At 68.1% G+C, this 13,480-nt stretch carries 15 protein-coding genes; 14 read left to right on the forward strand and 1 reads right to left on the reverse strand.

Annotated elements, in window-relative coordinates; genetic code table 11:
- The first annotated feature begins 16 nt into the window (after window positions 1-16).
- The 12 genes from gspG to pncB all read left to right on the forward strand — a co-directional run bounded on the left by gspG (window position 17) and on the right by pncB (window position 11,255).
- The gene (gspG, locus tag ACSYHF_RS02935; RefSeq protein WP_005415225.1) at window positions 17-460 is read left to right on the forward strand and encodes a type II secretion system major pseudopilin GspG; all 444 of its coding nucleotides are present in this window, start codon (window positions 17-19) and stop codon (window positions 458-460) included.
- 6 nt (window positions 461-466) lie between these two features.
- On the forward strand, window positions 467-961 hold the full coding sequence (gene xpsH / locus ACSYHF_RS02940; RefSeq protein ID WP_197599316.1) for a type II secretion system protein XpsH: 495 nt from the start codon (window positions 467-469) through the stop codon (window positions 959-961).
- Window positions 958-1,377, forward strand: a complete 420-nt coding sequence (gene xpsI / locus ACSYHF_RS02945) for a type II secretion system protein XpsI (protein WP_005415227.1) — start codon at window positions 958-960, stop codon at window positions 1,375-1,377. The genes xpsH and xpsI overlap by 4 nt, the downstream gene beginning before the upstream one ends.
- Window positions 1,374-2,006 carry a type II secretion system protein J gene (locus tag ACSYHF_RS02950; RefSeq protein ID WP_053499709.1) on the forward strand — a complete coding sequence of 211 codons (633 nt, stop codon included), beginning with the start codon at window positions 1,374-1,376 and terminating at the stop codon, window positions 2,004-2,006. The genes xpsI and ACSYHF_RS02950 overlap by 4 nt, the downstream gene beginning before the upstream one ends.
- Entirely contained in the window at window positions 2,003-2,866 is an 864-nt protein-coding gene (locus ACSYHF_RS02955) for a type II secretion system protein GspK (RefSeq protein WP_197599315.1), read from the forward strand. Before ACSYHF_RS02950 ends, ACSYHF_RS02955 begins: the two co-directional genes overlap by 4 nt.
- Complete coding sequence (locus ACSYHF_RS02960; protein ID WP_095378085.1) at window positions 2,863-4,008, forward strand: PilN domain-containing protein; 1,146 nt, start codon at window positions 2,863-2,865, stop codon at window positions 4,006-4,008. The genes ACSYHF_RS02955 and ACSYHF_RS02960 overlap by 4 nt, the downstream gene beginning before the upstream one ends.
- Entirely contained in the window at window positions 3,983-4,690 is a 708-nt protein-coding gene (gspM, locus tag ACSYHF_RS02965; protein WP_197599313.1) for a type II secretion system protein GspM, read from the forward strand. The genes ACSYHF_RS02960 and gspM overlap by 26 nt, the downstream gene beginning before the upstream one ends.
- Entirely contained in the window at window positions 4,680-5,468 is a 789-nt protein-coding gene (locus ACSYHF_RS02970) for a general secretion pathway protein GspN (protein WP_197599312.1), read from the forward strand. Before gspM ends, ACSYHF_RS02970 begins: the two co-directional genes overlap by 11 nt.
- 9 nt (window positions 5,469-5,477) lie before the next feature.
- The gene (gene gspD / locus ACSYHF_RS02975; RefSeq protein ID WP_197599311.1) at window positions 5,478-7,679 is read left to right on the forward strand and encodes a type II secretion system secretin GspD; all 2,202 of its coding nucleotides are present in this window, start codon (window positions 5,478-5,480) and stop codon (window positions 7,677-7,679) included.
- A gap of 601 nt (window positions 7,680-8,280) precedes the next feature.
- Window positions 8,281-9,132, forward strand: a complete 852-nt coding sequence (locus ACSYHF_RS02980; protein ID WP_197599310.1) for a glycosyltransferase — start codon at window positions 8,281-8,283, stop codon at window positions 9,130-9,132.
- The gene (locus ACSYHF_RS02985) at window positions 9,129-9,968 is read left to right on the forward strand and encodes a glycosyltransferase (RefSeq protein WP_197599309.1); all 840 of its coding nucleotides are present in this window, start codon (window positions 9,129-9,131) and stop codon (window positions 9,966-9,968) included. Before ACSYHF_RS02980 ends, ACSYHF_RS02985 begins: the two co-directional genes overlap by 4 nt.
- Window positions 9,969-10,076: 108 nt before the next feature.
- Window positions 10,077-11,255 (forward strand): nicotinate phosphoribosyltransferase, encoded by a 1,179-nt coding sequence (gene pncB / locus ACSYHF_RS02990; protein ID WP_005415236.1) that lies wholly within the window; start codon window positions 10,077-10,079, stop codon window positions 11,253-11,255.
- Between the two features lie 10 nt (window positions 11,256-11,265).
- On the opposite strand, the gene ACSYHF_RS02995 is transcribed toward pncB, so the two are convergent.
- Window positions 11,266-11,631 carry a hypothetical protein gene (locus ACSYHF_RS02995; RefSeq protein WP_049414538.1) on the reverse strand — a complete coding sequence of 122 codons (366 nt, stop codon included), beginning with the start codon at window positions 11,629-11,631 and terminating at the stop codon, window positions 11,266-11,268.
- Between the two features lie 459 nt (window positions 11,632-12,090).
- Here ACSYHF_RS02995 and ACSYHF_RS03000 point away from each other — a divergent pair, with 459 nt between their 5' ends.
- Together ACSYHF_RS03000 and ACSYHF_RS03005 are read left to right on the forward strand one after the other, a co-directional pair.
- A complete protein-coding gene (locus ACSYHF_RS03000; RefSeq protein WP_005415238.1) occupies window positions 12,091-12,630 on the forward strand; it encodes a fimbrial protein in 540 nt (179 codons plus the stop codon).
- 85 nt (window positions 12,631-12,715) lie between these two features.
- Window positions 12,716-13,444, forward strand: a complete 729-nt coding sequence (locus ACSYHF_RS03005) for a fimbrial biogenesis chaperone (RefSeq protein WP_005415239.1) — start codon at window positions 12,716-12,718, stop codon at window positions 13,442-13,444.
- The last annotated feature ends 36 nt before the right edge of the window (window positions 13,445-13,480 follow it).

The following is a 13,480-nucleotide window of genomic DNA, read 5'->3' on the forward strand; positions in this document are numbered from 1 at the left end:
ACTGAAAGGACCGTCCATGATTGCCCGTCGCCGACCGATCCGCCTTTCCTTCACCGCCGCGCGCAACCAGTCGGGCATGAGCCTGCTGGAAATCATCATCGTCATCGTGCTGATCGGCGCGGTGCTGACCCTGGTCGCCAGCCGCGTACTGGGCGGTGCCGACCGTGGCAAGGCCAACATCGCCAAGGCGCAGGTGCAGACCGTGGCGTCCAAGATCGACAACTACCAGATCGACACCGGCAAGCTGCCCGGCTCGCTCAATGACCTGGTGACCGCACCGGCCGGTGTTGGCGGCTGGCTCGGCCCGTACGCCAAGCCGGCCGACCTGAACGACCCGTGGGGCCACGCCCTGGAATACCGCGCACCGGGCGAAGGCCAGCCGTATGAGCTGGTCAGCCTGGGCAAGGATGGCAAGGCCGGCGGTAGCAGCGTCGACGCTGACATCCGCTACCAGCCGTAACCGCGCATGACGTATTTCCTGCCGCGCCGGTTGCCCCACCCGCGCCTGCACGGCAGGCGCGCGGCGGGACTGTCGCTGCTGGAAATGCTGCTGGTGATCGCACTGATCGCGGCGATCGGCCTGATCACCTCCGCTGGCCTGTCGCGCGGTTTCGCCGGCATGCAGCTGCGCAGCGCCGGCAAGGACATCGCCAACCAGCTGCGCATGGTGCGCGCGCAGGCAATCGCCCGCGGCGAACCGCAGCGCTTCGTCATCGAGCCGGCGCGGCGGCGCTGGGAGGGCGCCAACCAGCGCCACGGTGAGGTGCCCGCACAGCTGCAGGTGCAGTTCGAAGGCGCCGCGCAGCTGGCCACCGCGCCGGGGCAGGGCGTGATCGAATTTCATCCCGATGGTGGCTCCAGCGGCGGCCGCATCCGGTTGCAGCGCGACGGCGCCGAATGGCGCGTCGACGTCGGCTGGCTCACCGGTGAGGTCCGCTCCGGCCCCTGGCGGGCGCAATGAAGCGGCGCGCGCGTGGCTTCACCCTGCTGGAAGTGATCATCGCCTTCGCCCTGCTGGGCCTGGCGTTGACCCTGCTGCTGGGCAGCCTGTCCGGCGGCGCAAAACAGGTGCGCGATGCCGAGCTGCGCACGCGCGCGGTGCTGCATGCACAGTCGTTGCTGGCCGAGGCCGGCGTTGACGCACCGCTGCAGGTGGGCAGCCAGCAGGGTGACTGGGAACAGGGGCGCTATCACTGGGAACTGCAGGTTCAGCCGTGGGTGGAACCACGCGCTGGCAATGTCGTGCAGGCCACGTCACCGGGGACCCCATGGCTGGCAGAGCTGCAATTGCAGGTGCGTTGGGGTGACAGCGAGCGCGAGCAGCTGCGCTGGCGCAGCCTGCGCCTGTTGCCGCCCGACCTGGAGAATGCGCGGTGAGGCGCCGCGCCGCAGGTTTCACCCTGGTCGAAGTGATGCTGGCCACCGTGCTGCTGGCCGGCGGCCTGGCGTTGGCCTTTGCCAGCGTGCGCTCGGCGATGGCGGTCAGCCAGCGTGGCGAGCAGATCGCCGCCGAGAGCGAACGCATGCGCGCGGTCGAGTCCTTGCTTCGCAGGCAGCTGGCGGGCGCGTTGCGCACCCCGCTTGAGGTTCCGGACCCCACCCGCGAACCGATCTTCTTCCAGGGGGAGGAGCAACGCATGTTGTTCGCCGCCGACCTGCCCGGATACCTCGGCCGTGGCGGCCCCTACCTGCACGCGCTGCAGGTCGACGGACGCGATGGCCAACAGCGCCTGCTGCTGGACCTGGTGCTGCTGCAGGAAGGCGAGCGCATCGCCGAGAATCCACCGCGCCCGCCCGAGGTGCTGGTGGAGAACCTGAAGTCGGTGCAGCTGCGCTATCGGGGTATCGATGCCAGCACGGGGCAGGTGACCGACTGGATGCCGCGCTGGGACGACACCCGCCGCCTGCCGATGCTGGTGGAGATCCAGATCGTGCCGGCCCGTGGAGCGCCGTGGCCACCGCTGGTGGTGGCGCTGCGCGCCGGTGGCAGCGGAGGCGCGCGATGAGGCGTCAGGGTGGGGCGGCACTGGTGCTGGTGCTGTGGCTGATCGCGTTGATGACCGCGCTGGTCGGCGCATTCGCGTTGAGCGCACGGGTCGAACACCTGCAGCAGCGCGTGCTGGATGACGATGCACGCGGGCAGGAACGTGCGCGTGCCGGCCTCGAGTATGCACTGCTGCGCCTGTCGGCCGATCCGCAGCGCGCGCCCTGGCGTGCCGACGGTCGGACCTATCGCTGGCAGTTCGACGACGCCAGCATCGAGATCAAGGTGCTGGACGAGAACGGCAAGATCAACCTGAACCTGGCCGATGCCGCGCTGCTGGCCGCCTTCCTCAAGGCGCTGGGTGAAGACGATGCCCAGGCCCGGCAGCTGGCCGGGGCCATCATCGACTGGCGTGACGAGGACAGCCTGCTGCAGCCGGGCGGTGGTGCTGAAGCGCAGGACTACGCCGCAGCCGGGTTGACCTATGGCCCACGCAACAAGCGCTTCGAGACCCTGGGCGAGCTGCAGCGCGTGCTGGGCATGCGCGGCACGCTGTACCGGGCGATGTTGCCGCACCTGACCCTGTACAGCCGCCAGGCCCGGCCGGATCCGCAGTTCGCCAGTGCGCCGGTGCTGAGCGCGCTGGGGCTGGATGCGGACAGGGTGATGGCGCAGCGCGCACAGCAGGAGCGTGATGCAGATTCCGCTGGTGGTACGACAACGCTTGCCAGCAGCAGCGGCACCTATAGTATCGAGTCCGCTGCCATCGACAGCAGTGGACGCAGGTCGGTGTTGCAGGCAGTGGTACGCAGTGGCTCGGGCGGGGTTCCCGGGCGGACCTACACAGTGCTTCGCTGGGAGCAGGGAATGACAGCAAGATGACGGCGTGGCAGGACAGTCTGCGGCAGGTGCAGGGCCGGATCGGCCCGGGCGCTGGCCGTTTCCTGCGCTGGTGGCGGCAGTCGCTGCTGGCCTGGGTACCGGTGCGCTGGCAATGGGCGTTGGGCTGGGGCCAGGCCCGCCTGTTGCTGCAGCCTGAGAGCGACCAGCTGCAGGTCTGGCGTGAGGCCGGTGAACGCCGCGAAGTGGTGGCGCGCCTGCCGTGGCCGCTGTCGCCGGTGGAACTGGACCGGGTACTCGAGCCGCGCCTGCGCAGCCTGCCCCGGGTGTGGCTGCTGCCCGCGGCGGATGTGCTGCGGCGCACGCTGCGCCTGCCCGCCGCGGCGGCCGACCGCCTGCGTGCCGTGGTCGGTTTCGAAATCGACCGGCAGACCCCGTTCGAAGCGTCCCAGGTCAGCTATGACGTGCGTGAACTCGGCGCGGGCGGCGAAGGGCAGTTGCAGGTCGAACTGGTGGCGTGGCCACTGCGGCAGCTGGAAGCATGGCGCACGCGGGTGGGCCAATGGGCCGATGCGCTGGCCGGCGTCGATGCCATCGATGCGCAGGGCAACGTGTTGCAGGTGAACCTGCTGCCGCCCGCGCAGCGCCAATTGCGGCCAGACCCGATGCGGCGCTGGAACCTGCTGTTGGCAGTGGCGGCCGTCGTGATGCTGGTATTGGCCGCGGCGCAGCTGTTGGACAACCGCCAGGCCGCTGCCGACGAACTGCGTGCGCAGGTCGAGCGCAGCGCGCGCAGTGCACGGGGCGTGGCCAGCGAACGCGCGCAGCTGCAGGCGCTGATCGATGGCGCCGCATTCCTGGAGAAGCAGCGCAGCCAGCGCGCCGGTACGGTGGAGATCTGGAACGAACTGACCCGGCGCCTGCCGGAAGGCACTTACCTGGAAAAGCTGGCGATCGAGAACAACAACCTGCAGCTGATCGGCCTGAGCCGCGAAGCATCGCAGCTGGTGCAGCTGCTGCAGGACGCACCGCAGTGGCGCAAGGTCAACCTGACCGGGGTGCTGCAGGCCGATGGCGCGGCCAGTGGCCGCGACCGCTTCACCATGACCGCCGAACTGCAGCCGTTGCCGGCCGCAGCACCGACCCCGGAGGCGGCCGATGCCGATGCCAAGCGCACGCCGTGATCGCTGGCTGGCGCTGGCACTGCTGCTGGCAGTGCTGGGCCTGGCTTATCTGCTGCTGGTGCACCCCTGGTTCACCCAGCCGCTGCGTGCGATCGATGCCGATGTCGCCGCCCTGCGCGAACGCGAGTCGCGCGTGCAGGCGCAGCTGCAGCAGCAGCCGCAGATCGAACAGCGCCTTCGCGCTACCCGCGAGGCACTGCAGCAGCAGCCAGGCTTCCTGCGCGAAGCCACTGCCGAAGCTGCCGCCGCTGCATTGGGCGCCCGGCTGCAGGATGCGGTGGCGATGGCCAGCCCGGGCAACCGCAGCTGCACCATCAGCAACCGCACGCCGCTGACCGACAACCGGCGCGATGCCGAGTTCGTGCGCGTCGCCATGCAGGTGCGCCTGCGCTGCGGCGTGGCCGAACTGGCCACCGTGCTGCACAGCCTCGAAACCGGCAGCCCCCGCCTGTTCGTCGACAACCTCAATCTGATCGCGCAGCGCTTCCAGCAATCGCCGAACGAATCCGGGCTGGGCCTGGATGTGTCCTTCGAGCTGGCCGGCTATCTGCTGCCAGGCGCCGCCGCCGACGGCACGGTACCGGCACCCGCTGCGGCACCGTCCACGTCGCCGGCCGAGGCCACGCCTGCGCCCCAGCCGGCGCCCCCGTCCGAAGGGCCGGAGGTGGCCGATGAAGCTTGAGCAGATCAGCCTGCGTACCGGCTTGCTGCTGGCACTGGCCGGCTGGGCGGCGGCGGTCTGGCTGTCAACCGTGTTCGGGCTGGGCAGCCAGCTGCCGGGCGCCGACGGTGATGCCGACGCCGCGCCATCGCTGCCATCGCTGCCGCCGCTGGCTGCAGAGCGCATGGCCAGCGCCGGCAGCTACAGCGCGATCGGTGAGCGCCCGCTGTTCGCCGAAGACCGCAGGCCGCGGCCCTATCTGCTGGGGGGCAGCGAACCGGCGGCCAGTGCCGCGTTGCGCCTGACCGGCGTGCTGCTGACCGGCGATTTCGGCATGGCCACCTTCACCACCGAACAGAACCGCTCGCTGCGCCTGCGCCTGAACGGCGAAGCCGTGGATGGCTGGCAGCTGGTCGCGCTGCAGCCGCGCCAGGCGACGGTGATCGGCCCCGGTGGCAACCAGGTCCTGGAACTGGCGGTGTTCAACGGCCAGGGCGGTGAGCCGCCGACGGTGCTGCGCGGTGCCAACGGTGTACCGCCTGCAGGCGCGATCGTCGTGCCGCCTTCGGCGGGTGCTCCGCCGGCGCCGCCACCGGTCGCGGCAACCCCATCGACGCCGCCCGCCGGCAATGCCCCCACGCCTGCGGCGTCAGCTGCAAAAACACCACCGGCCAACAACAACGGTCCCAGCGAAGCGCAGATGCAGGCCATCCGCGAACGCATCCAGGCCCGTCGCCGCCAGCTGCAACAACAGCAGCAACAACCGTCGCCGCCCCCGGGCGATGGCACCAACCGATAGAGTGAATGCATGAACCTGCGTTTTCTTCCCTGGTCCTTTGCCCTCGCGCTGCTGGTCGGCTGCAGTACGGTGTCCGCGCCGCACGTGCAGCGCAACGGCAACCTGTCGCCCAGTGCCGATGCCGGCCAGGCAGCCGACGTCGCCGCCGATGCCGCCCGCGAGAGCCAGGGCGCACCGCAGGCGGTGATCCGCCGCGGCACCGGCACCATGATCAACCGTGAGGCCGCGCGCGCACCGGCACCGGCGCTGCATGGCGCCAGCACCGGCGAGGCCACCTTCAACTTCGAAGGCGAATCGCTGCATGCGGTGGTCAAGGCCATCCTTGGTGACATGCTTGGCCAGAACTACGTGATCGCACCGGGCGTGCAGGGCACGGTCACCCTGGCCACGCCCAAGCCGGTCTCGCCGGCGCAGGCGCTGAACCTGCTGGAGATGGTGCTGGGCTGGAACAACGCACGCATGGTCTACAGCGGTGGGCGCTACAACATCGTCGCCGCCGACCAGGCGCTGGCCGGCACGGTCGCGCCGAGCACCGCGCCGGCGGCCAGCGCACGCGGCTTCGAGGTCCGCGTGGTCCCCCTGCAGTTCATCTCGGCCACCGAGATGAAGAAGGTGCTGGAGCCGTATGCGCGTCCCAACGCCATCGTCAATGTGGACAGCGGCCGCAACGTGATCACCCTCGGTGGTACCCGCGCAGAACTGGAAAACTACCTGCGCACCGTCGAGATCTTCGACGTCGACTGGTTGTCGGGCATGTCGGTGGGCGTGTTCCCGATCCAGTCGGGCAAGGCTGAGCAGGTCGCGGCCGACCTGGAAAAGGTGTTTGGCGAAGAGAGCAAGACGCCCAGTGCTGGCATGTTCCGTTTCCTGCCGCTGGAGAACGCCAACGCCGTGCTCGTGATCACGCCGCAGGTACGCTACCTGGACCAGATCCAGCAGTGGCTGGATCGCATCGACACCGCAGGTGGCAGCGCCCGCCTGTTCTCCTACGAGCTGCGCTACATCAAGGCACGCGATCTGGCCGAGCGCCTCAGCGAGGCCTTCGCCAGCAGTGGCAACCGCGGCGCCTCCAGCCCGGCCTCGCTGGCGCCAGGCGCCATCCCGTCGCAGCTGGGCGGTGACGGCGATCGTGGCATGGACAACAACAGCAGCACCCTCGGCTCGACGCTGGGCGGGAGCAGTGGCAGTGGCAGCAGCAACGGCAGCCTGAACCTGCCGCAGCGCCAGCCCGGCAACGTCAGCGTCAGCCTGGAAGTGGAGGGCGACCGCGTCGGCGTGTCGGCGGTGGAGGAGACCAACACCCTGCTGGTGCGCTCGACCCCGCAGGCCTGGCGCTCGATCCGCGAGGTGATCGAGAAGCTGGACGTGATGCCGCTGCAGGTGCACATCGAGGCACAGGTGGCCGAAGTCGCGCTGACCGGTGACCTGAAGTATGGCGTGAACTGGTTCTTCGACAACGCCGTGGCTGGTCGCGCGCTGACCGGCGCACTGGCAGGCCTGACCCTGCCGCCGGCAGCGGGCGGTTCGTGGAATACCTTCGCCGGCGGTGTCACCGGCAACGACGGCGTGGGCTGGGCGTTCACCGGCCACAACGCGGCCGCCGTGGTCAGCGCGCTGGACAAGGTCACCGACCTGCGCCTGCTGCAGACACCGTCGGTGTTCGTGCGCAACAACGCCGAGGCCACGCTCAACGTTGGCGACAAGGTGCCGATCAACACCACCACGGTGAATACCGGCGTGGGCACCAGCACCTACAGCTCGGTGCAGTACATCGACACGGGCGTGATCCTCAAGGTACGCCCGCGCGTGACCCGCGATGGCACTGTGTTCCTGGATATCGTGCAGGAGGTCAGCAGCGCCTCCGACGTGCCGGACGCCTGCAACCCGAACGAGCGCAACTGCAACCCGCGCATCTCGACCAAGAAGCTGTCCACCGAAGCGGCGGTACAGAGCGGCGACACCATCATGCTGGCGGGCCTGATCACCGACTCGGCCACCGATGGCAGCAGCGGCATTCCGGGCCTGAGCAGGATCCCGGTGGTCGGTGCGTTGTTCGGGCAGAAGACCCGCACCAGCCGTCGTTCGGAGGTGATCGTGCTGCTGACCCCGACCATCGTCCGCAACAACCAGGAATCGCGCAACCTGACCGATGAGTACAGCAAGCGCTTCCGCGCGATGGAGCCGCTGAACCAGCCGCGCGCGAAGAAGTAAGGGGTTTACGGCCGGGCGGCGCCCGGCACCCGCAGAGGCCAGAGCAACGGCAACAGCCGAAGCAACAGCGGGTTTACTGAGGGATGGCGGGGCACTGTGGGTTTGCGGGGACGCCGTAAACCCATCCATGGGGGCTTGGTCGCCGCATCCATGCGGCTCACACCCCGCAAACCCACAGTGCCCGCCTTCGACAGTGTGCTGCTGTTGGTAGGTGTCGACCTTGGTCGACACGGTAGATCCACGCCGTGCGTGGATGACTGTCTGTCAGATTTCGAAATCAGGAAATGGGGTCAGATCCGTTTTCCTGTGGAAAACGGATCTGACCCCAGGCTTTGCTGGCAGGGCGAAGAAATCTGTCGAAGGCGGGGTGGGTCCGGTTGCGGGGGGCCAGATCAGTCCGCGGCATGGATGCCGCGGCCAAGCCCCCAAGGACGGGTTTACGGCGTCCCCCGCAACCGGACCCACCCCGCCATCCCGCAGGAACCCAGCTTCTGCTTCGGCTGCTGCCGGCCAGCGGCCGGCACTACCGCGGGTGCCGGGTGCAACCCGGCCGATACCCTCCCGGTGCTACGCTGTGGCCACCGACAACCACGGAGGCGGGATGGGGGCGATCGTGTTGTTGCCGCTGTGCGTGGACGATGCCGCGCTCGACCGCTGCCTGGCCGCACTGGATGCCGGCACCGCGCCGGGCACCGCGGTCTGGCTGGCCGATGACGCGCAGGCAGGGCCGCGTGCGCAGGCCGTGGTCGAGCACTGGTTGGCGCATACGCCGCTGCAGGCCGAGTACACCCGGCGCGCGCGCCCACTGGGCGAGGTTGCCCATCTGGACGAGATGCTGCGCGCCTGCGATGGCCTGGACGTGGCCGTGCTGGCGCCGGACAGCGTGCCGTCGCCCGGTTGGTTGCAGCAGTTGCAGGATGCATTCGCCCGCGATGCCGCCATTGCCACCGCGACCCCCTGGTGCAATGCCGGCGAGACCGCGGCGTGGCCACGGCTGGGCGAGATCAATCCCGAACCCCATGACCCGGCCTTGCTGGCGCATACCTGCGCTACATTGCCGACGCTGCACCCGGAGCTGCCATCGGCGGTCACCCACGCGGTGCTGGTACGTGGCAACGCGCGCCGCCGTGCCGGTGGCCTGGACGTGGACAGCTATGCCGGCTGGAATGCCGCGCTGGTCGACCTGAGCCTGCGCATGGCGGGCCTGGGGTGGCGCAATGTGTTGTGCGAGACCGCGTTCGTCAGCCGGGCAGGGGAGGCGGTCAGCCGCGATGGCGACCTGGAGGCCCTGGCGGCACGCTGGCCGGCCTGGGTGCCGCGGCTGGCCGATTTCCTGATGCACGATCCACTGCACGGTCTGCGTGACGACCTGCAGCAGCGCATGCGGCAGGCGATAATGCCGAAGGAACAGGGCGACCTGTTTGTCCCGCCCGCGCCGGAGCCTCCCGTTTGAATGCAACCATTGCCGCCATCGTCGTCACCTACCAGAGTGGCAGCACCATCGATGCCTGCCTGTCGCGCCTGCGCCAGGCGCAGGACATCGCCGAGATCCGGGTGATCGACAATGGTTCGCTGGATGGCACGCTGGACATCGTGCAGCGGCATGCCAGCCATGACCCGCGCGTGCGCTTCGTCGGCAATCCGGACAATCCCGGCTTTGCCGCCGCCAACAACCAGGGCGTGGCCGACTCGCACAGCCCGTGGCTGGCCTTCATCAACCCGGACCTGATGATTGAGCCGGACACCCTGACCGAATTGCGCAGCCGTGGCGAGGTGCTGGGCGATTGCCTGCTGGGCGTGGAGCAGGTGGACGAGCACGGCCACGCCGATGAAGCGGTGCGCCGTCGCGATCCGGATTTCCTGCTGATGCTGCGCTCGCCGGGCAAGGGCTCGAAGCTGGCGGTTCCGCGCGATCCACACCAGGCCGTGCAGTCCGTGCCGGCGTTGTCCGGTGCGCTGCTGATGATGCCGCGTACCCTGTTCGAGCGCATCGGTGGTTGGGATGCGGGTTACCGCCTGCATGCCGAGGACCTGGATCTGTGCCGCCGCGCACGCGAGGCCGGCGCGGTGGTGGCGATCGCCAACGACCTGCAGGTTACCCATGTGCGCGGCGTCTCCAGCCGCTCGCGGCCATTCTTCGTGGAATGGCACAAGCACAGGGGGCTGTGGCGCTACTTCCAGAAGTTCGAGGCGAAGCAGCGGTCGCTGCCGGTACGCGTTGCGGTGTGGGCCGCGATCTGGGCGCATGCGGCGATGCTGGTGCCGAGGCTGCTGCGCAGGTCGCTGTAGCGCCGCAGGAGCATCCACGTATGGCGTGGATCTACCAATGCTGTTCCCCGTGAGCCGAGCGTGGCCGCAGGCACCCCGGTTCACCCTGCCGGGCGCATAATCCGCTCCATGCCTATCATCCAGTCCCTGCTCGACACCGACCTGTACAAGTTCACCATGATGCAGGCGGTGCTGCACCAGCACCCCGGCGCCCAGGTGCAGTACCGGTTCAAGTGCCGTACGCCCGGCATTGACCTGGCCCGCTACATCGACCAGATCGACGAAGAAATCGACCACCTGTGCAGCCTGCGCTTCAGCGACGCGGAGCTGGACTACATGCGTGGCCTGCGCTTCGTGAAGCCGGATTTCGCCGATTTCCTCGGCCTGTTCCACCTCGACCGCAAGTACATCCAACTGCGTGCGTCGACGGCCGTGCCCGGCGAGATCGAACTGGACATCACCGGCCCGTGGCTGCACACCATCCTGTTTGAAGTGCCGCTGCTGGCGATCATCAACGAAGTCTGGTTCCGCAACACCACCACGGCCGACTTCGCCGAAGGCGAGCGCCGGCTGCAGGCCAAGGCCGCGCTGCTGCGCGATACCCCCGGCTTCGAACAATGCCGCATCGCCGACTATGGCAGCCGTCGCCGCTACTCGCGTGACTGGCATGCCCGGCTGCTGCCGCTGCTGCGTGACGCGCTCGGCCCGCAGCTGGTCGGCACCAGCAACGTCCACTTCGCGCGCCTGTACGGCATGACCCCGCACGGCACCATGGCCCACGAGTACCTGCAGGCGTTCCAGGCGCTCGGCCCGCGCCTGCGTGATTCGCAGGTGGCGGCACTGGAATCCTGGGCGCGCGAGTACCGCGGCGACCTCGGCATCGCGTTGTCCGATGTGGTCGGCCTGGACGCGTTCCTGCGCGACTTCGACATGTATTTCTGCAAGCTGTTCGACGGTGTGCGCCATGACTCAGGCGATCCGTTCGACTGGGGTGACCGCATGCTGGCGCACTTCCAGCAGCGCCGGGTCGATCCGCGCAGCAAGGTGCTGGTGTTCAGCGATGGGCTCGACATCGCCAAGGTCATGCGCCTGTACGACTACTTCCGCGGTCGCTGCCAGGTCGCGTTCGGTGTCGGCACCCACCTGACCAATGACCTGGGCCCGACACCGCTCAACATCGTCATCAAGATGGTCCGCTGCAACGGCCAGCCGGTGGCCAAGCTCAGCGATTCGCCGGGCAAGAGCATGTGCGACGACCCGGGTTACCTGGCCTACCTGCGCCAGGTCTTCGAGCTGCCGCCGGCGTAAATACGTCGGCTTACAGGTAGTCGACCACCACCAGGTAGGCGCCCTGCAGCGGCTGCTGCTTCGAAGCCTGCACGCTGTAACGCTCGGAGAAGGCGATATCGCCGGCGCGCATCGCGCTGGCCGACACCGACAGCTTCTGGCCCTGGCGCTTGCCATCGCGCAGCGTCGCCGCCTGGCCATCGGCCAGTGCCGTCACTTCCACCGTCGAGCCCTTGGCCGACGGCGGGCAGGCCGCCAGGCTCAGCTCACCCTGGGACAGGTTCGTCGTGCAGCCCGGCTCGGCGATGCGGCCGCTGAAACGGATGCTGCCGCTGCTGGCCTGGGCCAGCGCACTGACGGACATCAGGGCCACACACAGCAGAATGGAATTCCTCATGACACGTTCTCTGGTTCGGTGTGTCCTAGTTAGCGACAGGTTCGATCCGCCTTTAATAGGACAAATCCGAATCTGCTAGGGCCATCACCAAGAAAGAGTGATGCGCATCAAATAAGGCGATTTCCGGCTGAAAAAGGCCTGTTTCCGCGCCTGCCGAACGCGCCTCTCAATGCGTCATCCACGGTCGGCCGCGACCTGGCGGCCCCGTCGTCAAATCTTTCACGCCTCCCAGGCGCAGATTTCGCCTATCACGTCACATTTAGAGCGTCAATGAATTGGCGTTCAGAAAAATAATGAGACTTTCATCACATTTGTGCATATACTTGCGTCACGGATTCAGGGGAAGGTATGTCCGAGTCCGGCCACAGGTGAGACGCAAGGATGGGTCTTGTTAGCCCGGCAGTGCTCCTTGCTTCCTCCTCTACTTCTCATCTCTTCAGTAGGGTTAGGTAAAAGCGAATGCACAAGATCAACCTCATTGCCGCTCTGATGCTGGCCGCCGCTCCGCTGGCCGCCAACGCCGCCGACGGCACCATCACCTTCAATGGCAAGGTGACCGACAAGACCTGCACCATCTCGACCCCGGGCGGCAAGGACTTCGCCGTGACCCTGCCGACCGTGTCGAAGAACACTCTGGCTACCGCCGGTGCCGTTGCGGGCCGTACCCCGTTCGCCATCAACCTGACCAAGTGCAGCGCCGGCAACGTCGCCACCTACTTCGAGCCGGGTTCGACCGTCGACTTCAACAGCGGCCGCCTGGTCAACCAGGCCTCGGCCAACGCTGCCACCAACGTGCAGCTGCAGCTGCTGGGCTCGAACAACCAGTTCCTGCCGATCAAGGCGGCTGGCGCTGGCCTGGCCCAGACCAACTCGCAGTGGGTCACCGTCGGCACCGACGGCTCGGCCGACCTGAACTACTACGCTGAGTACTACGCCACTGCCGCCGCCACCCCGGGCGACGTCACCAGCAGCGTCAAGTACACGATCATCTACAACTGATCGTAGCTGTACCCGCATTGGCCGGCGTACGCGCCGGCCAGTGCTCCGCGGCCCCTGGCCACACCCCTCGAGCGTAGTACTTCCGATGAAAGCACTCTTTCCCCGGGCGCTGCTGCTGGCAGCGTTCACGCTGCCCCTCTGCCAGAACGCACTGGCCGGCGTGGTGGTCAATGGCACGCGGGTGATCTACCCGGCACAGGCGCGCGAAGTCACCGTGCAGGTCGACAACGTGGGCGACTCGCCCGCACTGGTCCAGGCCTGGATCGACAGTGGCGACGCCAACCAGACCGCCGATACCAGCGATGCTCCGTTCGTGCTGACGCCGCCGATCGCGCGCGTCGAGCCGGGCCGCAGCCAGGCGCTGCGCCTGATCTTCTCCGGCGCACAGCTGCCGACCGATCGCGAGACGGTGTTCTGGCTCAACGTGCTGGATGTACCGCCGTCGCCGGACAACGCCGACAGCGGTGACCAGAATTACCTGCAGGTGGCGTTCCGTTCGCGCCTGAAGCTTTTCTACCGGCCGCAGGGCCTGAAGGGCGTCGCCAACGACGCACCGGCAGCGCTGCGCTGGACCCGCAATGGCGACCGCCTGCGGGTGGAAAACCCGAGCCCCTTCCACGTCACTCTGGCCGAAGTGCATGCCGTGACCGGCAGCAGCGAAAAGGCCGTCGAGGACAAGGGCGCGATGGTCGCGCCGAAGCAGAGCCTGGAGTTCGCCGCGCCGGCGGGCACCAACCAGGTGCGCTTCATCACCATCAACGATTACGGCGGCCGGGTCGAGCACACCGTCCGCCTCGACAGCACCGGGAGCTGAACGCGCCGCGCCGGCCATGGGCCTGCGCATCCCGCC

It is taken from the genome of Stenotrophomonas maltophilia group sp. P373 (assembly GCF_053295075.1).